Origin of the sequence: Octadecabacter antarcticus 307, from assembly GCF_000155675.2 — a bacterium.
Lineage (GTDB): Bacteria > Pseudomonadota > Alphaproteobacteria > Rhodobacterales > Rhodobacteraceae > Octadecabacter > Octadecabacter antarcticus.
Window position 1 is genome coordinate 90,403 of sequence record NC_020911.1, and the last position, 20,375, is coordinate 110,777.

Annotated in this window: 18 protein-coding genes and 5 pseudogenes; 13 read left to right on the forward strand and 10 right to left on the reverse strand. The window is 49.8% G+C overall.

Annotation, left to right across the window (positions count from 1 at the left end; genetic code table 11):
• Positions 1-33: 33 nt before the first annotated feature.
• Entirely contained in the window at positions 34-528 is a 495-nt protein-coding gene (locus OAN307_RS00455) for an SRPBCC family protein (RefSeq protein ID WP_015497925.1), read from the reverse strand.
• A 33-nt stretch (positions 529-561) separates the two neighbouring features.
• A complete protein-coding gene (locus tag OAN307_RS00460) occupies positions 562-999 on the reverse strand; it encodes an SRPBCC family protein (protein WP_044042934.1) in 438 nt (145 codons plus the stop codon).
• Between the two features lie 126 nt (positions 1,000-1,125).
• Here OAN307_RS00460 and OAN307_RS00465 point away from each other — a divergent pair, with 126 nt between their 5' ends.
• Positions 1,126-2,031 (forward strand): LysR family transcriptional regulator, encoded by a 906-nt coding sequence (locus OAN307_RS00465; RefSeq protein ID WP_015497927.1) that lies wholly within the window; start codon positions 1,126-1,128, stop codon positions 2,029-2,031.
• Positions 2,032-2,230: 199 nt separating this feature from the next.
• Here OAN307_RS00465 and OAN307_RS00470 read toward each other — a convergent pair whose 3' ends face one another.
• Positions 2,231-2,794, reverse strand: coding sequence for a metal-dependent hydrolase (locus OAN307_RS00470; protein WP_015497928.1), 564 nt, complete (start codon positions 2,792-2,794; stop codon positions 2,231-2,233).
• Between the two features lie 111 nt (positions 2,795-2,905).
• On the opposite strand from OAN307_RS00470, the pseudogene OAN307_RS31050 reads away from it, so the two are divergent.
• Together OAN307_RS31050 and OAN307_RS00475 are read left to right on the forward strand one after the other, a co-directional pair.
• Positions 2,906-3,076, forward strand: a pseudogene (locus tag OAN307_RS31050) (LysR family transcriptional regulator); the annotation flags it as partial.
• 36 nt (positions 3,077-3,112) lie between these two features.
• The gene (locus OAN307_RS00475) at positions 3,113-3,688 is read left to right on the forward strand and encodes a LysR substrate-binding domain-containing protein (protein WP_051067923.1); all 576 of its coding nucleotides are present in this window, start codon (positions 3,113-3,115) and stop codon (positions 3,686-3,688) included.
• Between the two features lie 5 nt (positions 3,689-3,693).
• Here the strand turns inward: OAN307_RS00475 and OAN307_RS00480 are convergent.
• A pseudogene (locus OAN307_RS00480) lies at positions 3,694-4,665 on the reverse strand (IS5 family transposase).
• Between the two features lie 570 nt (positions 4,666-5,235).
• Between OAN307_RS00480 and OAN307_RS00485 the strand changes: the two are divergent.
• The 5 genes from OAN307_RS00485 (at position 5,236) to OAN307_RS00510 (ending at position 10,479) form a co-directional block, all read left to right on the forward strand.
• On the forward strand, positions 5,236-6,297 hold the full coding sequence (locus OAN307_RS00485; RefSeq protein WP_015497931.1) for a hypothetical protein: 1,062 nt from the start codon (positions 5,236-5,238) through the stop codon (positions 6,295-6,297).
• Positions 6,298-6,549: 252 nt separating this feature from the next.
• Positions 6,550-6,810 carry a hypothetical protein gene (locus OAN307_RS00490; protein ID WP_015497932.1) on the forward strand — a complete coding sequence of 87 codons (261 nt, stop codon included), beginning with the start codon at positions 6,550-6,552 and terminating at the stop codon, positions 6,808-6,810.
• Between the two features lie 930 nt (positions 6,811-7,740).
• Positions 7,741-9,240 carry an IS21 family transposase gene (istA, locus tag OAN307_RS00500; protein WP_015497934.1) on the forward strand — a complete coding sequence of 500 codons (1,500 nt, stop codon included), beginning with the start codon at positions 7,741-7,743 and terminating at the stop codon, positions 9,238-9,240.
• A complete protein-coding gene (gene istB, locus OAN307_RS00505) occupies positions 9,237-9,989 on the forward strand; it encodes an IS21-like element helper ATPase IstB (RefSeq protein WP_015497935.1) in 753 nt (250 codons plus the stop codon). The genes istA and istB overlap by 4 nt, the downstream gene beginning before the upstream one ends.
• A 217-nt stretch (positions 9,990-10,206) precedes the next feature.
• On the forward strand, positions 10,207-10,479 hold the full coding sequence (locus OAN307_RS00510; RefSeq protein WP_144055471.1) for a hypothetical protein: 273 nt from the start codon (positions 10,207-10,209) through the stop codon (positions 10,477-10,479).
• A 436-nt stretch (positions 10,480-10,915) separates the two neighbouring features.
• On the opposite strand, the gene OAN307_RS27560 is transcribed toward OAN307_RS00510, so the two are convergent.
• A complete protein-coding gene (locus OAN307_RS27560) occupies positions 10,916-11,182 on the reverse strand; it encodes a hypothetical protein (RefSeq protein ID WP_015497936.1) in 267 nt (88 codons plus the stop codon).
• Positions 11,183-11,470: 288 nt separating this feature from the next.
• On the opposite strand from OAN307_RS27560, the pseudogene OAN307_RS00515 reads away from it, so the two are divergent.
• The 3 genes and pseudogenes from OAN307_RS00515 to OAN307_RS29330 all read left to right on the forward strand — a co-directional run bounded on the left by OAN307_RS00515 (position 11,471) and on the right by OAN307_RS29330 (position 13,486).
• Positions 11,471-12,442: pseudogene (locus tag OAN307_RS00515) on the forward strand (IS5 family transposase).
• A gap of 67 nt (positions 12,443-12,509) precedes the next feature.
• Positions 12,510-13,100 (forward strand): DNA cytosine methyltransferase, encoded by a 591-nt coding sequence (locus OAN307_RS29325; RefSeq protein WP_333783212.1) that lies wholly within the window; start codon positions 12,510-12,512, stop codon positions 13,098-13,100.
• The gene (locus OAN307_RS29330; RefSeq protein WP_217564376.1) at positions 13,049-13,486 is read left to right on the forward strand and encodes a DNA cytosine methyltransferase; all 438 of its coding nucleotides are present in this window, start codon (positions 13,049-13,051) and stop codon (positions 13,484-13,486) included. Before OAN307_RS29325 ends, OAN307_RS29330 begins: the two co-directional genes overlap by 52 nt.
• A gap of 5 nt (positions 13,487-13,491) precedes the next feature.
• On the opposite strand, the pseudogene OAN307_RS00525 reads toward OAN307_RS29330, so the two are convergent.
• The 4 genes and pseudogenes from OAN307_RS00525 to OAN307_RS00540 all read right to left on the reverse strand — a co-directional run bounded on the left by OAN307_RS00525 (position 13,492) and on the right by OAN307_RS00540 (position 16,998).
• Positions 13,492-14,463: pseudogene (locus OAN307_RS00525) on the reverse strand (IS5 family transposase).
• 329 nt (positions 14,464-14,792) lie between these two features.
• A complete protein-coding gene (locus OAN307_RS31595; RefSeq protein ID WP_456299433.1) occupies positions 14,793-15,293 on the reverse strand; it encodes a GFA family protein in 501 nt (166 codons plus the stop codon).
• Positions 15,294-15,466: 173 nt separating this feature from the next.
• On the reverse strand, positions 15,467-16,066 hold the full coding sequence (locus OAN307_RS00535; protein ID WP_015497938.1) for a DUF2306 domain-containing protein: 600 nt from the start codon (positions 16,064-16,066) through the stop codon (positions 15,467-15,469).
• Positions 16,063-16,998: an NmrA family NAD(P)-binding protein gene (locus OAN307_RS00540; protein WP_015497939.1), complete on the reverse strand. Its 936-nt coding sequence runs from the start codon at positions 16,996-16,998 to the stop codon at positions 16,063-16,065. Before OAN307_RS00540 ends, OAN307_RS00535 begins: the two co-directional genes overlap by 4 nt.
• Before the next feature lie 91 nt (positions 16,999-17,089).
• Between OAN307_RS00540 and OAN307_RS00545 the strand changes: the two genes are divergently transcribed.
• Positions 17,090-17,974 (forward strand): LysR family transcriptional regulator, encoded by an 885-nt coding sequence (locus tag OAN307_RS00545; RefSeq protein ID WP_015497940.1) that lies wholly within the window; start codon positions 17,090-17,092, stop codon positions 17,972-17,974.
• A 490-nt stretch (positions 17,975-18,464) separates the two neighbouring features.
• On the opposite strand, the pseudogene OAN307_RS00555 reads toward OAN307_RS00545, so the two are convergent.
• Positions 18,465-19,436: pseudogene (locus OAN307_RS00555) on the reverse strand (IS5 family transposase).
• Between the two features lie 110 nt (positions 19,437-19,546).
• Between OAN307_RS00555 and OAN307_RS00560 the strand changes: the two are divergent.
• The gene (locus OAN307_RS00560) at positions 19,547-19,999 is read left to right on the forward strand and encodes an aldo/keto reductase (RefSeq protein ID WP_275450629.1); all 453 of its coding nucleotides are present in this window, start codon (positions 19,547-19,549) and stop codon (positions 19,997-19,999) included.
• Positions 20,000-20,375: the final 376 nt, after the last annotated feature.

The following is a 20,375-nucleotide window of genomic DNA, read 5'->3' on the forward strand; positions in this document are numbered from 1 at the left end:
ACAGAGCAAACATCTCCGGCTGTTTGTCGCAGATTAACTGAGCTTGTGCTTGCGCACTTGTTGGCCAGTCTCAACCCGCATCTTCAGAGCCCCCAGAATCTCGTTAAGTCCGGCTTCCAGCTTTTGACGCAGACCTGTTTCAGCAGGGCCGCCCGACATTGACGGGTCTTGTAATTCATAAGCAATATCCAAGTTGCATCGGCTTTTTCCGTCACCTAGATCCAGCACGCTATACGTTGAAAGCGTTTGGCTGAGCGGGCCAAAAACACCGGCGATATAGGTGAAGCTTTTTCCCTCATCCCATGCCGTTATTTTCTGTTCAATCTTTCCAAATCCTTTGGCGGTATTGACTCGGATTGCGCCCATACCATTCTTAGCATCGGAAAGCTGAACTGTATCAGCAATACCTTCAGCCCAAGTGTACATATCATTATATTTGGCGATAACTGCCCATACATCAGCGGCGGACGTATTGATTTCGATTTTCGCGGATAACAATTGCTCGGTAGCTTGTTGTGAATTTGACATTATATTTCTTTCTTTCTGACTGCGTGGGTGGGGTTAGGTTTTCTCGACGGCCGTCGCTAATTGCGCCAACGCGCCTTTCAGGGTTTTACCCAGCCCGATTTTTACCATCGGAACCAATGGAATGGCGTACCAGGCCAGTTTTGCGGTAACGACACTTGTGGCACGGCTGCGGCTGTTACCAATGTCCTCTATCGTCCAAGCATTATCGACCTTAAGCATGAACGCGGGAAGGCCGCTAAGGATCGCATAGGTCAACGAACGCGTTTTTGGGTCGAAATGGGTCAGCTTTTCCTTGATCACGAGATCTTTTGGAAAGTTGCAGGTGCGCGTCACACCCACGGCTAGATCACCGTCCAACGACGATGAAATGATTGCGTCCAGCCATTTGCTGATACCTTCGAAATCTTCGCCAAATACTTGCCAGGCGGTATCGACAGAGGCGTTGATTTCTATTGATGCTGTCACTTGCATTGTTCGATCCTTCTTCAAAACTAAGTCTTGCGAACATACGCTCCAAATATAATCCATAAACATAGCATTTTCGTACAGGGTGGATTAAATATAATCCATCAAGTGTTTTTCGAAGGAGTTGTAACAATGCGCCTAATGGATTGGGAACAAGTGCCGTATTTCTTGGCAGTCGCCCGCACAGGCAGCTTGCGCAGGGCTGCGGAGCAGTTGAACGCCAACCACGGTACGATCGACCGGCACATTAAGGCTCTGGAAGCCGCATATGGTGTGCAATTGTTCAGCCGAACCCGCAAAGGCTTGGCGCTCAACTCGGCGGGACAGTTGTTTTTACCAATCGCAGAGGAAGCAGAAACAGCATTGGTCTCCGCTCGGCGGCGTCTAAGCGGATTGGATCGCGAAGAAAGCGGCATCGTGCGGGTCTCCATGCCACCAATCCTTGCCTATCATATCATGGCCCCAATTTTTTCTCGCTTTTCAGAAGCTTATCCGAACATAAATCTAGAGATCAGGTTAACCGACCGATTTGAAGACATTGCCGGATTTGAAACCGACGTTTCAATTCGCGCTGCTTATGAAGTGGCTGATGATGTTGTCGGACGAAGAATGTTTCCGTTGGCCGCTGGGATATTCGCTAGCCAAAACTATCTGGATCGCAACCTGCCAAGTGCCGGAGCCCGAGGCGAAGGGTTGCATTGGATCGGTTGGGGCTCCACTAATCCAGTCGCAAATATAATCGAACAATCCCCCTACCCAAAAGCAGAAATTAGGCACTCCGTTGCTGATACTGTGATGCACATGGATCTAATGCGTAACGATTGCGGCATGTCGCTGATGCTGGCCTTTTGTAACAGTGTTTATCCAGAATTGGTTCAGGTTCCGGGGACTGAACTGTTTCATGATCGCAGCATCTGGTTGTTACTTCACTCGGATCTAAGCCGCACAACACGCGTGCGGCGGTTTGTTGATTTTGTTGCTGACGGGCTGAAAGAGATCAGACCCCTGCTCCAAGGTGAGCTGATTGGAAAAAGGTAAACGTTCGAGCGCGTGTTGTCAGGCGAATGCGAACCAGCCCCAACAAGGCCGCCGACACTCTTCTTTAATTGCCATGAGTGATGAATTTGGTCTTTTTATCGCAGCCACCAATGAAAGTGTGGAGTCAAACTGCTAATCTATCAAAAAACAGTAGGTATTCCACTTGATAGCTGCATAATCCAGTTAGCCTGCGGTGCCGTCAGACTGCCGAAAAGTTTCCGATTTCCGACGCTATCAGTACGGCAAAAAACAGAGTAATCACGGCTGGGCCAACAAACCAGCGCGCATCCTTTTGTTCTTTCCAGGCCCAATGAAAATAGAGGATTACGGCTATCAAAGCCATTGCCACTTCGGTTGCTAACGCTTGAAATTCAAAATCCCACAAACCGAAACCCAACAGCGGCAGATTACCCAGATTGCCGGGCAACACCGCCATGTCTGGGCGGTGCATCAGCACATCAAGCATCCAATGCGAAAAACTCAGACTGGCCAAAACTATACCGCCGTGGCTGGATTTCCAAAAGCGGTTCCCGATCCAGTAAGCGACTGCGGCGATAGCCAGCGCGCCGACCAAAGAATGGCTGTATTGTATATTCAGAGATAGATGACCGTATGGTCCAAACTCAAAGCTCTCCATGCCGATCAATACGAACGGCACAAACACCACATCCATGAACTGTGGTGCCAGCAACAATATCCAAATCGGTATCATTGGCGCAAATTTCTTTGTGGCTACGCCAAGCGCGAAGTGACCTATCATCATGTTGAGTATCCCTTTTCCCGCATACAACTAGGCAGGTTGATCAATAGTGAAGTAAATGCTTAGATAAAATCCAATTTTTTGTGATAAGAGAGATAAGATTTACTTATGGATATGTTGGGAGCGTTTGAAAGTTTTGTGTCCGCAGTCCAGTCGGGCTCGCTTTCCGGTGCTGCCCGTCAACGTAGCATGTCGCAACCTGCAATTAGCCAACAAATATCTGCGCTGGAAACTAAGCTCAACACCCGACTGCTTTCGCGAAACCGAAGCGGCGTACGAATGACTCCGTCCGGAGAAATAGTATTTAGGCACGCCGTCGCCATGTTGGACGAACAAGCGAACCTGAAAACGGCGCTGGAGGACCTATCCGACAAAGTGGAGGGGCAGCTTGTCGTCACAGCAAATTTGGCTTTTTGCCAACACATCATGGGCGAGGTCATCATTGAATTGTCCAAGCAATTCCCTGACCTGAAAATCGTTCTGCGTGCCGATGATCGCATTTTGGATTTGGCGGCTGAAAACATCGACTTCGCCCTGAGATCGGGCTTGGTCGGGGATGGCAAAGGAGTGGTCCAAAAAATCGGCACTCTGTCGATCTTGCATGTAGCTACTCCTGAATATCTTGATACCGCCGGGCGGCCGCAAACGCCTGACGATTTGATAAATCTTGCCTATATTCAATATAAGGCGACGGACGATCGGATCGCCACACTGCTTCTGCGCGGCACTGACGCCATTCAAGCGCCAATTAAGATCGGATTGACGGCACAGTTTCCTGGAATGATGTTTCAGGCGATCAACGGTCATCTGGGATACGCCAAGATGCCCGAGTTTTTGGTGCTGGACGCGGCTTTGTTGCACAAATCGCCCTTATGGCGTGCTTCCCCTGACCCCTGACGGATTCAGCCTACAGTAACGGTGTTTGGGATGCCAAGGGCGGTGAAGCCGTTGAGTATCGCGGCACGGATTTGGACTTCCGCAACTTGCCGGTCAAAGTCTCGTGCGGCCAGGCGCTGCCCGAGTAGTTTCAAACAATGCATCTTTGTCTCAACACGACTCCTGCGGTGGTATCCGCTCAAGCGACGCCATTGAGCGCGGCCGAGATCCTTTGAGGACTGTACCGCTTCGTTTCGGGCTCTGGCCCCCAGCGTATCCGGCTTCCATAGCTTGGCATTCTTGCGTGGCGGGATGACAGCACGGGCATTGCGGGCCGCAATCGCATCATGGCATTTGCGGGTGTCATATGCCCCATCTGCTGTGACACTGCCAATCTTCTGATCTGGTGTGATCTGACCGAGAAGGTTGGGCAACATGGGTGGGTCTCCAATGCTGCTACTCGTCACTTCGACCGCGCGTATCTCCAACGTTTCTTCATCAATCCCTATATGTATCTTGCGCCACACCCGACGTTTCGGCCCGCCATGCTTGCGAGCGTTCCACTCACCTTCGCCCTCAACTTTGATGCCGGTACTGTCGATAAGGAGGTTTAGCGGGCCCTTTGAGCCCTGATACGGGATGGTAACCGATAGCCTTTTCTGACGCCGACATAACGTGCTGAAGTCTGGGACCTCCCAGTCAAGGTCGATCAATTTCAACAGGCTTTCCACAAAGCCCGTCGCCTGCCTCAAAGGCATTCCGAACAGCACTTTCAACGTGAGACAGGCTTGGATCGCCGCATCGCTATAGCGTGGCTGGCGGCCCCGTTTGCCCCCCTCTCATGGTTTGCAAACAAACCACTGCCGGGCAACGGTAGGCGCAGCTTTCCAAGTGACCTCTGGGTTAAACCAAATGGTCAGTGACCCGCGTCGCTTCAGGGCCTTGTTATACTCAGGCCAGTTCCTCGTGCGGTAAATCGGGGCGATAGGTTTACTCATGACGCCAGCTACCATGCTGGATTTACAACATGAATCCCTGATACGAGACTATTTGTGCAACAAAGCCGGTGGCTTTCTTCAGTGCACCAACGCATAATATATGAAAATAGTGATATACCTTGAGGTTTTGTTGCTTTATGTCAAAATTAAGCCTGTTTGGCCCGCAGTGGCGCGATAAGGTCACTTGCCACCTGATTTTCGGATGACTGCGGTTCCTGGGGCGAAATTGGCTGGTCTGAAAAAATGGATGCCAGACCAGTGTAGCCGCTTTCACTCAGGCTTCATCGCCGAAAAGCCATGTCTAAGCCACGCAGTGAGATACGATTGCACAAGTCTCCACTGATCGTAATCTATCATTTTGGATTCATTACTAAATTTCCATAAATAAACCTTTGCAATAAAGCAATATTAAGTAAAATAATTAATATTGCGTCGCTCCAATCAGCCCAAGCTGTAGGTTTTTAAGCAAATAATCTACAGTATGTGAATGAATATTTGCAATAATAATAAATTTAATCTATATATTTAACTAAATTATTTAATACTCTTGGAGCATTTCTAGGACTTGATATGAAATTTCAAAAATCCATACACATCGAGATAGGAGAATCGGATCACATAGGTCAGTCATTAAATATATCTCAAACTATAGATGCTAGCGCTGTGGCGAAACCATTAAAGCAAAAAGAAGCTGGGCGTTCCCCTGCATCGATAATCACCGATAGAAACTTTAGCATTATAAGTGTTTCACAATCGTTGTGGGACCTTTATGGAATTGAGCCATTATCTCTTCCTTCTTCTTTACAAGAGATCGTGCATGCTCAAGAAGCAGCCGGCTGGCTTACTGTTTCCAATTCATTTAATGACCACAATAATATCGATGCCCTCATTCACAAAATTGAAAGTAATCAATACTTTCATGACTTCCATATCTCGCTCTTGGGCGAGGTAATTGACATTACACATTATATAGATTTTACAAGCGAAAATATATATTTTAATTATACCCCTACTGGTATAATTATAACGCACATCCCAAAAGTATCACGTGAATTTCGTGGACTGATTGCCTTGCGCGATTTAACCAAGTTGGGCATGTTTCCAATGCCTTTTGGACTAGGCCAACCTGCTAGATGGACATGTGCGCCTGTAATCTGCGCCCCCAAATCAGGAAAACTAATCATCTTAGATGAAACCAAAAGTTTTACAGATTTAAAAAATATTCAGAACGTCAAAGACTTATCTTTAAAAATTCATGATATAATTTACTACTTGGATAAAGATGGCCAATACGCTTCCCATGTCGAACAAAAGGGCTGTAAGCCACTGCAGTTGGCTTTGAAAAGACAATTTTTCTATGCAGGAGGACCTAGTTTTATTGTTGGAAGAGTGATGAGACTAAGTAGCGGTATTTCGGAAGAGAGCATCTTGTATAAATATCCGCAGTTTTCATCAAAGGAGGTGGAGGTCATCTGTCTTCTTGCGCTTGGCAACACCATTAAGGAGGCTGCTGCGAAGGCCGGGAAGGCACAAGTAACAGTTTCTTTACAAGCACGAAGCGCGCTACTTAAATCCCGTGAACGCTCTTTAAATGCATTGTTAGCAAAGATCGCCTATTCTTCCCTGTGGTAAATTAAAATCAATACAATACGGCCAGTTTCCGTTCGGTAGAAGTGATTGAACGTCGGAACGCGAGCGTCAAAACCAGCCGTGACTTCAGCCCACTAAGTGGTAAAGCCAAATCAACCCGAAAGTTGTCTCTAATCTGTTTCGCTCCCGAAATAGGGCCTCATATTTTGTGGACTGTATCAAAATACAGGTGTTCTTCGTTCGTGCTGGTCTATGCGACTGTCCACGTTGGCTCTACCTGCAAGATACAGTATTATGGACGTTCTCAAAGCAGTTGAGCAGAAGCATGCTGCCATCTACCCACTGATGACCTCGGGCATTGGTATGCAGTTGTTCCGTAAGGAGTCAGACATCCTAGTTGATGTCCTCCTAACCCTAAAGACCCAAAGGATTACCGCCCTACCAATCCATGATGCTGTTGTTGTTCGGGATGATCAGTCAGAAAAAGCTAAGGCCGTCATGCTGAAGGTCTTTAAAGAACATACAGGCATCACCCCTGATGTGACCTTAGGGTAGATCCAATGGGTGTATCTAGTGAAGGTAGATTGTTGTGGATAATCAATAAGAACAACATCAATACAAAAGGACCTAAGGGGGATATCTAACCCCTCTTCATATAGGGGACCCGTAAGGAGCTGGTATCCTTGTTAATGTTCTGGGAACCCTCAGGTCACCCTAGGGTAAGTCCTTAGAGGGTGGGTTGTTGTTAGTAGTAGAATAACAAAAGAACAATAACACCTCAAGGGACCCTCTTAGGCTCTTCATATAGGGGACCCGTAAGAAGGACCTAGGGGAGCCACTGATTGCTGGGGTACCGAAGGGTATCAAAGCCTAGGGTGAGATTCTGGGCTGGGTACTCGGGTAGTTGGGTACTTGAAGGTCTAGCCCAACACCTCCCAAACACCTCAGCGTAGGTTTCCAAGCACAAAACCTCTTCGACGAACACCAAGCGCAAGCAGCACGTCATAAGTGGTCACACCGTTAGGGGTTTGTGCCTGTCTTGCTGTCTCACTGTCTCAGGCAGTCGGATAAACCAGTAGGGACTGGGGTTTTGTGTGAGACAGTTGGGTCATTGCGGCTCGTCTCATGGGATAAGCTTGTCTCACGACGCAAGGCCACCTCCCAAAACTGAGAATTTCCCAGCCTCTATGATGATAAAAATCATCATGGAGAACACCGATGCTGACATCATTAACGTCCCTAGCAGTTGCTGGGGGTGCCATTCGGCTTGCCTTGAACTGGCAGCTTAGGAAGCGCTGGGCGATATCACTGGCAGTCCCACAAGCCCTAGCTTTGGCTCTCATAGGATTGGCCTTGCTGCTGGACTTTCTGAAGCCTGTAAAACGCACAGCAATAATGGGCCACAGAAACGGCTGCGACATAGCGCAGTTGTAGCGGAGTAAAATTCCGCCAGTTTGTGCCCTTCGTTTATTCGGAGGGCGGGAGATGTATTCTGTGGATATTTATAATCGTGTGCGCCGCGCTTGTTTGAAGGACGGTATGTCAGCCCGAGAAGCGGCTCGATATTTTAACAAGGACCGTAAGACGATCGCGAAGATGCTGCGTCATGCACTGCCACCTGGTTACCGCCGTTCAGAAGCGCCACGTCGCCCAACGCTTGATGATTATGTCGGTGTTATCGACAAGATCCTGCGCACAGATAAGGCCCTGATCAAAAAGCAGCGGCATACAGCGAAGCGTATTTTTGAACGCCTGCGCGACGAACATCGGTATGCTGGCAGCCTGACGACGGTGACTTATTACGTTCGGGAGCAAAAGCGGCGCACCAAAGAGGTGTTTGTGCCACTGTCGCATCGTCCGGGCCATGCACAGGTCGATTTTGGCGAGACCCTTGGCGTGATTGGCGGCGTAGAATGTAAGATCCACTTCTTCGTGATGAGCCTGCCGCATTCTGATGCTGTATTTGTGAAGGGGTATCCAGCTGAGACAACCGAGGCGTTTTGTGATGGCCATGTCTCGGCCTTTGCTTTCTTTGGCGGCATTCCGCAATCCATTCTCTACGACAATACCAAGATCGCCGTGGCTCGGATACTCGGGGACAGAACGCGCATCCGCACACGTCGGTTTACGGAGCTGCAGTCGCATTACTTGTTTGATGACAAGTTTGGCAGACCCGCGCGAGGGAACGATAAAGGCAACGTTGAGGGCATGGTTGGATACACCCGCCGCAACTTCATGGTTCCCGCACCTCGTTATGACAGCTTTGATGATCTGAACACACATTTGGAAGAGAAGTGTTTAGCACGTCAGGGCGATACGTTGCGGGGTCACACCCAAACTATAGGCGCACGCCTGATGTCGGATTTGGATGCTCTGATGGGATTGCCCATCGCAGAATATGAAGCCTGCGATCACGTCAGCACGCGGGCCACGTCAATCTCAATGGTGCGCTATCGCAGCAATGATTACTCGGTGCCAGTAGCCTATGCGCACCACGACGTTCACGTGCGTGGGTTTGTGCATGAGGTTATCATCGGCTGCGGCAACGAGATTATTGCGCGGCACAAACGATCCTACACATCAGCGGATATGATCTTTGACCCGTTGCACTTTTTGCCCCTGCTTGAACAAAAGGTGGGTGCCTTGGATCAGGCCGCGCCTTTGCAGGGTTGGAATTTGCCAGATGTATTTGCCACGCTGCACCGGCTGCTTGAAGCCAGAATGGGTAAGCCGGGCAAGCGGGAATATGTTCAGGTCCTTCGTCTGTTGGAGACGTTCGAAATGGATGTTGTGCAGGGTGCGATCCAGCATGCCATTGATCTGGGCGCGATTGGGTATGACGCTGTAAAACATCTTGTGCTGTGCAGAGTTGAGAAGCGGCCACCGCGATTGGATTTGGACTTCTATCCCTACTTGCCCAAGGCCAATGTCGGCACAACACGCCCGTCCAGTTACATGAGCCTGATGGGGAGGACGGCGGCATGACTGAAGCCCCTCAGATCCTTCTGCGGCATCATCTTAAACAACTGCGACTGCCAACGTTCCAAGGCGAGTATGCCAAACAGGCGCAGCTCTGTGCTGCAGAGAACAAAGACCACATCCACTACTTGGCGCGCTTGTGTGAGATGGAGTTGATCGACCGTGAACGGCGGATGATTGAACGTCGGATCAAAGCGGCGAAGTTCCCCAGCACCAAAAGCTTGGACAGCTTTGACTTCAAGATCATGCCCAGCTTGAACAAGCCGCTGACGATGGATCTGGCGCGTTGCGACTACGTGGATCGCAGGGAGAATATCATCGCCCTTGGCCCCTCAGGCACGGGCAAGACGCACATCGCTTTGGGACTTGGGTTGGCTGCGTGTCAGAGGGGACTGAAGGTTCGCTTCACAACGGCGGCAGCATTGGTCCATGACCTGATTGAAGCCCAAGATGAGCGGAGATTGCAGCGCCTTCAAAAACATCTGACAAGCCAGAACCTGTTGATCATTGACGAACTGGGCTTTGTGCCCCTCAGCAAATCGGGCGCGGAATTGCTCTTTGAAGTCATATCCCAATGCTACGAACGCGGGTCCATCATCATAACCTCGAACCTGCCCTTCGATGAATGGACCGAGGTCTTTGGCTCTGAGCGCCTGACAGGCGCGTTACTGGACCGTTTGACCCACCACGTCCACATTCTTGAGATGAACGGCGAAAGCTACAGGCTCAAACACAGCCGTAACAAACAAAAGTAAGCCCCATCCAGATCAGAACAATGGTGGCCCTAGGGCCAACATGCGCTTTGGCGCGCGTTAGCTATATGACAAGCACGCCCACCAAAGCGCCACACAAACATCACCCGAAATGGCCCCTTCTTACCCCGCGACAGAGGTCCCATTTTACTCTGCGATTGACAAGCTTGATTGAAAAAAAGTAATCCACGCTGTTAAATGTGGAAAAACTGATTTTTCGTTGAAGAAAATGACAGCTAAAAATGCGCTCGAGATATCAGTTCAATTGTCGATAAGTAGGTATGAGAGTAGACTTGAGTCAGCACGTGTTGCACTTGGTTTACTTAATCCGGATGACACCGTCGCACAAAAGAAAATCCAACTAGTTGCAGAAAGACAGCGATGTAAAGAGCTGGAAGATCTAAAAAGAGATAAGTCAACTTTTTCCAAGACTTTCAGCAAGTCAAATCAGAGAATGATAGTTCAAGGTGGTGCGCCTGGGCTTAAGCGTTAAACTGCAACTACTTTAAAATAGCTTATTTTAGTGATTTTTTCTATGGGTTTAAACTGATTTGTATTTCTTCTACCCATTATCACAGTGCGTTTATATCTAAAACATCCCGGTTGAAGTAAATTTTTCTATTGATTAAAATACGCGACCGCGCAAGAAGTTAAGCTTAGGGTGGCTCATTCTCGAAGAGACGTTTGAGAGTAACAAATGATTAAGTTTTGTTGCTAACCAGCGTAACGATAACAGCCCGCAGAACAACAGCTTCACGACTACGTATCCCATATCTATAATCTGGGTGCGCCTTACCAGACCCTGCGCCGCCGCACGCATCGTGCGTTCGGCAAACTTTCCGTTTTCTTACAGAAGGACTCCTGCAGGGCAGACCGCTGCGTTTTCTATTTTGCTCTGTATCGTGGTGAATTAAGCATCTTCATCGAGTTTACGCATATTTCACTAAACGAGATTCAATACGCTTTAATTTTTCAAACCTTTTTCGATACAGCCAAGGAATAATAATTCGGACCCAGTACGTGTTGAGAAATCCCGGTGTACTTATACCTTCTAAAAGTTCAGCATATAAAAGGCCGCGAGCTTCAAAAAAAATGGGGTCAACATGCTCTGTTCCACCTGCATCCGCGCGTTCTAAGTCATAATCGCATTCCTCTGCTATGCGGGCAGCAATTCCTCCATCATTATGACAGGCCACCTGTGCTGTTACGACGAGCCCAACTAAACTTATTAGGCCCCTAATTTAAGCGTCTTGCTCGGTCACTTGAGCCTCTAAGTACTGGATGCGCTCATAGTCAGACCGTTTCTCAATTTTTTCCACGTTAACTCCTTTGAATTATTTACCAGCGTAAAATATGGAATAGTTTGCAGTATACCTTAGTTGTTGGTGCTGGGATAAAGCACTGTGCACGTGGTAAGGGCTTTGTTGCACAAATAGTCTCGTATCAGGGATTCATGTTGTAAATCCAGCATGGTAGCTGGCGTCATGAGTAAACCTATCGCCCCGATTTACCGCACGAGGAACTGGCCTGAGTATAACAAGGCCCTGAAGCGACGCGGGTCACTGACCATTTGGTTTAACCCAGAGGTCACTTGGAAAGCTGCGCCTACCGTTGCCCGGCAGTGGTTTGTTTGCAAACCATGAGAGGGGGGCAAACGGGGCCGCCAGCCACGCTATAGCGATGCGGCGATCCAAGCCTGTCTCACGTTGAAAGTGCTGTTCGGAATGCCTTTGAGGCAGGCGACGGGCTTTGTGGAAAGCCTGTTGAAATTGATCGACCTTGACTGGGAGGTCCCAGACTTCAGCACGTTATGTCGGCGTCAGAAAAGGCTATCGGTTACCATCCCGTATCAGGGCTCAAAGGGCCCGCTAAACCTCCTTATCGACAGTACCGGCATCAAAGTTGAGGGCGAAGGTGAGTGGAACGCTCGCAAGCATGGCGGGCCGAAACGTCGGGTGTGGCGCAAGATACATATAGGGATTGATGAAGAAACGTTGGAGATACGCGCGGTCGAAGTGACGAGTAGCAGCATTGGAGACCCACCCATGTTGCCCAACCTTCTCGGTCAGATCACACCAGATCAGAAGATTGGCAGTGTCACAGCAGATGGGGCATATGACACCCGCAAATGCCATGATGCGATTGCGGCCCGCAATGCCCGTGCTGTCATCCCGCCACGCAAGAATGCCAAGCTATGGAAGCCGGATACGCTGGGGGCCAGAGCCCGAAACGAAGCGGTACAGTCCTCAAAGGATCTCGGCCGCGCTCAATGGCGTCGCTTGAGCGGATACCACCGCAGGAGTCGTGTTGAGACAAAGATGCATTGTTTGAAACTACTCGGGCAGCGCCTGGCCGCACGAGACTTTGACCGGCAAGTTGCGGAAGTCCAAATCCGTGCCGCGATACTCAACGGCTTCACCGCCCTTGGCATCCCAAACACCGTTACTGTAGGCTGAATCCGTCAGGGGTCAGGGGAAGCACGCCATAAGGGCGATTTGTGCAACAAAGCCCTTCGAAGGGGATATTCGCAACTTCGACTTCAGTAGCCTTGAAGGTATTGATGTTGTTGCCGGCGGGCCGCCCTGCCAGCCATTTTCGACGGGTGGAAAGCATAAGGCCAATGATGATGGCCGCGACATGTTTCCGCTCGCCATAAGTGCGATTAAAGAGCTCCAACCAAAAGCCTTCATTTTTGAAAATGTCAAAGGTCTGCTTCGTGGTTCTTTCTCTGACTATTTTGACTACATTTTGTTACGTCTAAGATTCCCTGATAAAGTAAAAAATCCCACTGAAGACTGGCAGGATCATCTTTCTGAATTGAAGCAATCGTGTCCAAGGGGGCTTTGCTATGATGTCAGCTTTAAGCTCTTAAATGCCGCTAACTATGGGGTTCCTCAAGCACGAGAGAGGGTCTTCATTGTAGGGGTGCGTTCCGATCTGAATGTAAAATGGAGTTTCCCAGAAGAGACACATTCGAAGCAGGTTCTTTTGTATGAACAACAGCAGAATGGCTCCTATTGGGAAAAACACGGGATATCTCCCAAAAAAGTACAACTCGAGCAATGCTGTGGCGAGAACAGACAGATACAAAAATCCTTTTTTCAGAACCGCTAAAGCCATGGCTTACAGTAAGAGATGCACTCTCTCACCTACCTGATCCCTTACAAGATCACGGCATTGATGATCATATTTTTAAAGGTGGCGCAAAATCATATCCGGGACATACAGGTAGCTATTACGATCTACCTGCTAAGACGCTGAAAGCCGGTGTTCACGGCGTTCCCGGAGGTGAGAACATGGTGAGGTATACCGATGGCAGCATCCGATACTTCACAGTACACGAGGCAAAATTACTGCAAACTTTCCCAACGAACTTTAAAGTCATGGGCGCATGGGGCGAAGCCATGCGCCAGATTGGAAATGCCGTGCCAGTAAGCTTAGCCAAAATCATGGCTTTGTTGCACAAATCGCCCTTATGGCGTGCTTCCCCTGACCCCTGACGGATTCAGCCTACAGTAACGGTGTTTGGGATGCCAAGGGCGGTGAAGCCGTTGAGTATCGCGGCACGGATTTGGACTTCCGCAACTTGCCGGTCAAAGTCTCGTGCGGCCAGGCGCTGCCCGAGTAGTTTCAAACAATGCATCTTTGTCTCAACACGACTCCTGCGGTGGTATCCGCTCAAGCGACGCCATTGAGCGCGGCCGAGATCCTTTGAGGACTGTACCGCTTCGTTTCGGGCTCTGGCCCCCAGCGTATCCGGCTTCCATAGCTTGGCATTCTTGCGTGGCGGGATGACAGCACGGGCATTGCGGGCCGCAATCGCATCATGGCATTTGCGGGTGTCATATGCCCCATCTGCTGTGACACTGCCAATCTTCTGATCTGGTGTGATCTGACCGAGAAGGTTGGGCAACATGGGTGGGTCTCCAATGCTGCTACTCGTCACTTCGACCGCGCGTATCTCCAACGTTTCTTCATCAATCCCTATATGTATCTTGCGCCACACCCGACGTTTCGGCCCGCCATGCTTGCGAGCGTTCCACTCACCTTCGCCCTCAACTTTGATGCCGGTACTGTCGATAAGGAGGTTTAGCGGGCCCTTTGAGCCCTGATACGGGATGGTAACCGATAGCCTTTTCTGACGCCGACATAACGTGCTGAAGTCTGGGACCTCCCAGTCAAGGTCGATCAATTTCAACAGGCTTTCCACAAAGCCCGTCGCCTGCCTCAAAGGCATTCCGAACAGCACTTTCAACGTGAGACAGGCTTGGATCGCCGCGTCGCTATAGCGTGGCTGGCGGCCCCGTTTGCCCCCCTCTCATGGTTTGCAAACAAACCACTGCCGGGCAACGGTAGGCGCAGCTTTCCAAGTGACCTCTGGGTTAAACCAAATGGTCAGTGACCCGCGTCGCTTCAGGGCCTTGTTATACTCAGGCCAGTTCCTCGTGCGGTAAATCGGGGCGATAGGTTTACTCATGACGCCAGCTACCATGCTGGATTTACAACATGAATCCCTGATACGAGACTATTTGTGCAACAAAGCCCCATATCCCTCACTAACGTTTTATGCCAAAAACGCTCCAGATTGTGTGAAAAATCGGAGTTTGGCTTCTTTTGGTCCCGCTGTTTTTCAGATGTCGACCTGTCAGACCTTCAGCTCAACGAGAGAGGCCATAAATTTGGCCCTTTTTAGCGTTTTTAAGAGTAGCCAATAGTTTTCACACAGTCTGGCTCGTTTGTGGAACAGTCTCGGAGGTCCGGTGTGCGGACTTAGCGGCCCTCCGATAGAACAGTTTGAGTATCCGTTTACACCTTTTCTGGATGCCCATCGTTCTGGGGTGCATCATCACAGATATTATACCATGAAGGTTTTTCACCAACGAACTCATGGGATTGGTTTGTGAGGCCGAAATCTCCATCAAGGGCATTTGCCGCGATTGGGAAACTATCTTCGGTGGATAATATCTCGCCGAGTGATGTGCCGCAGATTTTGCAAAAGCAGCGCGCATAAATATATGGGGCTATCGGTTCGAAAACCTGAACGCAGTCCTTACCTGCAATCCATCCGAGGTCTTCCTTATTAATGAATGCAATGGTTCTAGCGCCAACCTTACGACATCTTGAGCAGTGGCACGTACCAACAAATGACGGTTTGTTCGCTAGCTCAAATTGGACTGCTTTGCAGCAGCAACTTCCCTTTATCATAGCCTGTCCTCTCATGTTTCGGTGGCCTTGTTCGCACGTTTGCATGGCAACATAAATATGGCATGCTGACAGCATCATGGCAGCATTCATTCTGAGGAACATCTTTTGCGTAAAGCCGAGCGATTATTTGAAGTTGTCCAGCTTCTCCATCCGGTATCGTTTCATAAACATAAGCATGTATCTGTCCTTGGTCCAAGATGGGGTCTAATGGGTAATGGTTTCGAGAGCTGTTTGGCCCCAAAAAGGGTCTGTTGGATTGATGTAAGTTCAGGTTATCAATTGGTAGATCGACGAACATACCAGAGCGCAAATATAGTATTGGGCACCCAACATGACCAAGCCAGAAACGGGTAGACCTGATGATATGGCATTGCCAGACCAACGGCAAAAATCAGTAACTGTAAGCGCAAGGATACAGCTGCAAAGGTCAGCGCGACCGAGTAAGTCATCCACCGTCGATGCGCCGGCTCCAAACCCGCCCGCGCAAAACGCACACCTTGCGTTGTTGTGAACACCCAAAATACAGCCAACAAAGCGAAGCCAGCAGTTCCAATGATGCCGTCTATTTGAAAAGCGATCAAAAAGCCGGATATGCCACCCAACAAAACCGCCAGCGCATATAGGCGACCGATACCGCGATGAACACTTAGGTAGCGATTGCGAAGCACCGGAATGATCTGGATCGATCCGAAAACTAAGGCGAGGGATGCCGCGGTAATATGCATCACGAACATCTGCCGTGCGTTGATCAACTGATGAGACATGGCAGAGAAAGCCAGGTCCAGACCAAGTGGGAAGACTCTGATTGTTGACAAGGCCGCCAATATCCCAGTGATCACGAGCACAGAGATGGAGACCTTATCTGTCGGCTTCACGACGTTTCCCAACGGTTTGTAAAGGCTTCCGTAGGGTCTGTAGCCTCGAAGTGTGGCAGTAAGTGATCAAAACGATCAGTACCCAGCCGATGCGGCACATTCCACAGGTAGCGTAGGCTGACAACATTTCGCAAAGGCGCTGACCACAGCGCAATGACATTCATGGGAACCCATGGCATTTTTTTACGCTTCATTGGCTTACCAACCGCGTGTTCAATAGCGGTTTTCATAGACGCGCCCGTTAAAACCCAGCCGGGAAAGTTAAGGTCTAAATGCCCGACAACCGCGTTTGGCGTATTCAGAATATCAACAATCGCACGGGCGGCGTCTGGCAAATAGGCCCACGCATGATCACGGTCCATTGGGCCAGGGTAAGTGAAATCACCCGTCGCGACGGCCTTTGTAATGTGATTTTCGAACCAATTCCCACTTGGCCTGTGATCTGGACCGTCTATAAAGTCACCCATCCTGAATGCAAGAATTGGTAAGCCGTGATCGATGGCCGCCTTTTTGTACGCAGCTTCCATCGTCATGCGAATGCGCGCCAACGCATTTGATCCGACGTGTGGTGCGTCTTCTCTCCAAACACCGCCCTTTTTGCCGAAAATGTAGACGTTCTGTGGAACAACAACTGTGGCTCCGACATTTATGGCAACATCAATGACGGCTTGGTTCATCTCGAGCAGTAGCGTTTTCCACAATTGGTATGGTGGGTTTGCAGCCTGCACAATTACGTCTGCGCCGTTGGCGGCATTGCCCAACGCTGTTGGGTCCATGATATCGCCGACATAGGGTTCAACACCGTCAATACAGTTGGCTTTTTCAGTCGTGCGTGCAAAGCCCCGAACGTGCCATCCCGCGTCCCGCATCGCTGATGCACATTGACGTCCGAAACGCCCTGCCACGCCCACAATCAAAACAGTCTTTTTCATAATATCCTCAATTTCTTCGCATCGTTCATTAAGGGATAACTGATACAAATTTCTATTGATGTAGAAAAATAGGTATGTTTAATATACGTTTATGAATATAGATTGGTCACTTCTGAAGACGTTTTTAACCGTTGTACAGGCTGGAACAGTGGCACAGGCAGCCGCACAATTGGCGTGCAGTCAGCCTACCGTTTCACGTCAGTTGAAGGAATTAGAAACGCAAACAGGCCTCACCTTGTTTGATCGGCGCGGCTACCGTTTGGTGCTGACAGACGCAGGTGCGTCAATACTCGAATTTGCACAGAATATGGCGGATCAAGCCAACCATCTGGCTCTTGCGATCGCCGGGAAGGAAACGGTTGTAAATGGCACAATCAGGATCAGTACAAGCGAGGTGATTGCCTATCACTTCCTCCCCCCCGTTCTGGTCACGCTTCAGGAACAGTATCCGGAAATCGATGTCGAGATAATTGTTGAAAATTCGGCGGCAAATCTGTCCGCGCGCGAAGCCGATATCGCGATCAGATTGTTTCGCCCCGATAAATTAGGATTGGTGAGGACCAAGATAGGAACACTTGAGATTGGAGCTTTCGCAAGCAAATCTTACCTCGAATTATACGGTGTTCCACGTACCCTAGACGACTTGGTATATCATAATTTGTTGGGGTACGATCAATCCGCGGAGATACTCGATGGGTTTCGTAAACACCTTCCAGATGCAAATCCGTCTCTTTTTTCAGTGCGATGCGACAACCACTTAGTGTATTGGAATATGATACGAGCGGGGAACGGCATCGGGTTTTGCAGTACGCTGATGGCAAGCCAAGATAAAATGTTAACCCGCGTTTTGCCGGACCTAAAGCCAGATGGAAACGACGTTTGGCTTGCAACCCACGAAGCTCTGCAGAAGACACCACGCGTTCGGGCGGTCTGGGAGCTTCTCTCCAGCCAACTTACGAAGCGATTATGGGAATGACTCCTGCTGAATATCGCGCGTCGTAGTAAGCTTTTGGCGAAATTCTGATCCAACTCGCCCAAGAGCGAACACTGGGACTTTCCATAGCAATTCATCTTGAGCCAGAATAAAGTGCCATTCTCCAGACGCTTTGATGGAGCAAAAAAGAAAAAGTAACCGCCCTAATAGGCAGCGTCATTAAGGAAAAAATTGCGGAGACCCTATCATTTACATAAGCCCATTTTGTCAGCGCTCTTGTCGCGAGCATAAGCATCTTCCTTGCGGTAATCCTTACCGAAAAGGGGCTTTCGCATATGCCAAAACTATATGTTTTAAAGATTCTTTTAGCGCTTTATTTGGGCGTCGCTATCGTAGCCCTTCCTTTTTCAATAATCTTTTTTGGCCTACCTGAACTGTATGGAAAAATAATGCCCGTTTGGCTTTTTGGCCTGTTGGGGGCTTTGTTGCACAAATCGCCCTTATGGCGTGCTTCCCCTGACCCCTGACGGATTCAGCCTACAGTAACGGTGTTTGGGATGCCAAGGGCGGTGAAGCCGTTGAGTATCGCGGCACGGATTTGGACTTCCGCAACTTGCCGGTCAAAGTCTCGTGCGGCCAGGCGCTGCCCGAGTAGTTTCAAACAATGCATCTTTGTCTCAACACGACTCCTGCGGTGGTATCCGCTCAAGCGACGCCATTGAGCGCGGCCGAGATCCTTTGAGGACTGTACCGCTTCGTTTCGGGCTCTGGCCCCCAGCGTATCCGGCTTCCATAGCTTGGCATTCTTGCGTGGCGGGATGACAGCACGGGCATTGCGGGCCGCAATCGCATCATGGCATTTGCGGGTGTCATATGCCCCATCTGCTGTGACACTGCCAATCTTCTGATCTGGTGTGATCTGACCGAGAAGGTTGGGCAACATGGGTGGGTCTCCAATGCTGCTACTCGTCACTTCGACCGCGCGTATCTCCAACGTTTCTTCATCAATCCCTATATGTATCTTGCGCCACACCCGACGTTTCGGCCCGCCATGCTTGCGAGCGTTCCACTCACCTTCGCCCTCAACTTTGATGCCGGTACTGTCGATAAGGAGGTTTAGCGGGCCCTTTGAGCCCTGATACGGGATGGTAACCGATAGCCTTTTCTGACGCCGACATAACGTGCTGAAGTCTGGGACCTCCCAGTCAAGGTCGATCAATTTCAACAGGCTTTCCACAAAGCCCGTCGCCTGCCTCAAAGGCATTCCGAACAGCACTTTCAACGTGAGACAGGCTTGGATCGCCGCGTCGCTATAGCGTGGCTGGCGGCCCCGTTTGCCCCCCTCTCATGGTTTGCAAACAAACCACTGCCGGGCAACGGTAGGCGCAGCTTTCCAAGTGACCTCTGGGTTAAACCAAATGGTCAGTGACCCGCGTCGCTTCAGGGCCTTGTTATACTCAGGCCAGTTCCTCGTGCGGTAAATCGGGGCGATAGGTTTACTCATGACGCCAGCTACCATGCTGGATTTACAACATGAATCCCTGATACGAGACTATTTGTGCAACAAAGCCGAGCGACTATGCAAGGCACCTTGCGACATTTCTAACCAGTGGTTTGCCAGAATTACAGAAGATGAAACGCGATGGCCAGATTGCCGGTTTCGGTCTTGGCGTGAACGAGGTTCGACCCTGTCTGGATGTCATGGCCCATGGTCATCTGGATGCAATTTTGTTGGCAGGGCGCTACACATTGCTTGACCGGTCTGCTGAATCAGAATTGCTACCGCTCTGTCGCGAGCGCGGAATCTCTATTGTGATCGGCGGGGTATTCAACTCTGGCATACTGGCAACAGGACCGGTTGAAGGCGCATTCTATGACTATGGTCTGGCACCGTCAGACATCCTTGAGCGTGTCCGCGTCCTCGAAATGGATGTTGCACCAACGCCATTAGCGAAAGCAGCATTGAAATTTCCCCTCGCAGAAAAATGTGTGGCATCCGTGCTGCTTGGCACCACACGGCCGTCCTCGATCAATCGCAATGTCGAAGCCTGGAAGTCGCGTGACTAAATGCTTGGCGCGGGTTGGAAATGTTGGCCAAATTATCTTGGAGGCTGTTTTGCACGCTAAACATCCAAATTCCGCCCATGTGCTGCGCCCGGTAACTGGCATCGTCCATATCGGGCTTGGTGCATTCTTTCGTGGGTTTGGCTGTGTTTATGTAGCCGAGGCGGTTCTGCCGAAAAATTTGCGACAGAACCCTCTGAAGAGCATCGCGATGCCCAAGGTTACGACAATACCTAGGCAGGTAGAGTGCAGCAGTTTAGGGTTGTGGTGGCGAGAGAGTGTGCGTGGGATTGTAAAAAATTCAAATGGTCGTGCAAATCCAGGTTTCTTCTGCAAACACATCAGAAATCTGCGGTAAGGCTCTCATAGTTGAACATCA

What these genes read in the sequence shown, in the direction of transcription:
- OAN307_RS00455 (WP_015497925.1), bottom strand. Translation starts at nt 528, where the DNA reads ATGTCAAATTCACAACAAGCTACCGAGCAATTGTTATCCGCGAAAATC.
- OAN307_RS00460 (WP_044042934.1), bottom strand. Translation starts at nt 999, where the DNA reads ATGCAAGTGACAGCATCAATAGAAATCAACGCCTCTGTCGATACCGCC.
- OAN307_RS00465 (WP_015497927.1), top strand. Translation starts at nt 1,126, where the DNA reads ATGCGCCTAATGGATTGGGAACAAGTGCCGTATTTCTTGGCAGTCGCC.
- OAN307_RS00470 (WP_015497928.1), bottom strand. Translation starts at nt 2,794, where the DNA reads ATGATGATAGGTCACTTCGCGCTTGGCGTAGCCACAAAGAAATTTGCG.
- OAN307_RS00475 (WP_051067923.1), top strand. Translation starts at nt 3,113, where the DNA reads ATGTTGGACGAACAAGCGAACCTGAAAACGGCGCTGGAGGACCTATCC.
- OAN307_RS00485 (WP_015497931.1), top strand. Translation starts at nt 5,236, where the DNA reads ATGAAATTTCAAAAATCCATACACATCGAGATAGGAGAATCGGATCAC.
- OAN307_RS00490 (WP_015497932.1), top strand. Translation starts at nt 6,550, where the DNA reads ATGGACGTTCTCAAAGCAGTTGAGCAGAAGCATGCTGCCATCTACCCA.
- istA (WP_015497934.1), top strand. Translation starts at nt 7,741, where the DNA reads ATGTATTCTGTGGATATTTATAATCGTGTGCGCCGCGCTTGTTTGAAG.
- istB (WP_015497935.1), top strand. Translation starts at nt 9,237, where the DNA reads ATGACTGAAGCCCCTCAGATCCTTCTGCGGCATCATCTTAAACAACTG.
- OAN307_RS29330 (WP_217564376.1), top strand. Translation starts at nt 13,049, where the DNA reads ATGCTGTGGCGAGAACAGACAGATACAAAAATCCTTTTTTCAGAACCG.
- OAN307_RS31595 (WP_456299433.1), bottom strand. Translation starts at nt 15,293, where the DNA reads ATGTTCCTCAGAATGAATGCTGCCATGATGCTGTCAGCATGCCATATT.
- OAN307_RS00540 (WP_015497939.1), bottom strand. Translation starts at nt 16,998, where the DNA reads ATGAAAAAGACTGTTTTGATTGTGGGCGTGGCAGGGCGTTTCGGACGT.
- OAN307_RS00545 (WP_015497940.1), top strand. Translation starts at nt 17,090, where the DNA reads ATGAATATAGATTGGTCACTTCTGAAGACGTTTTTAACCGTTGTACAG.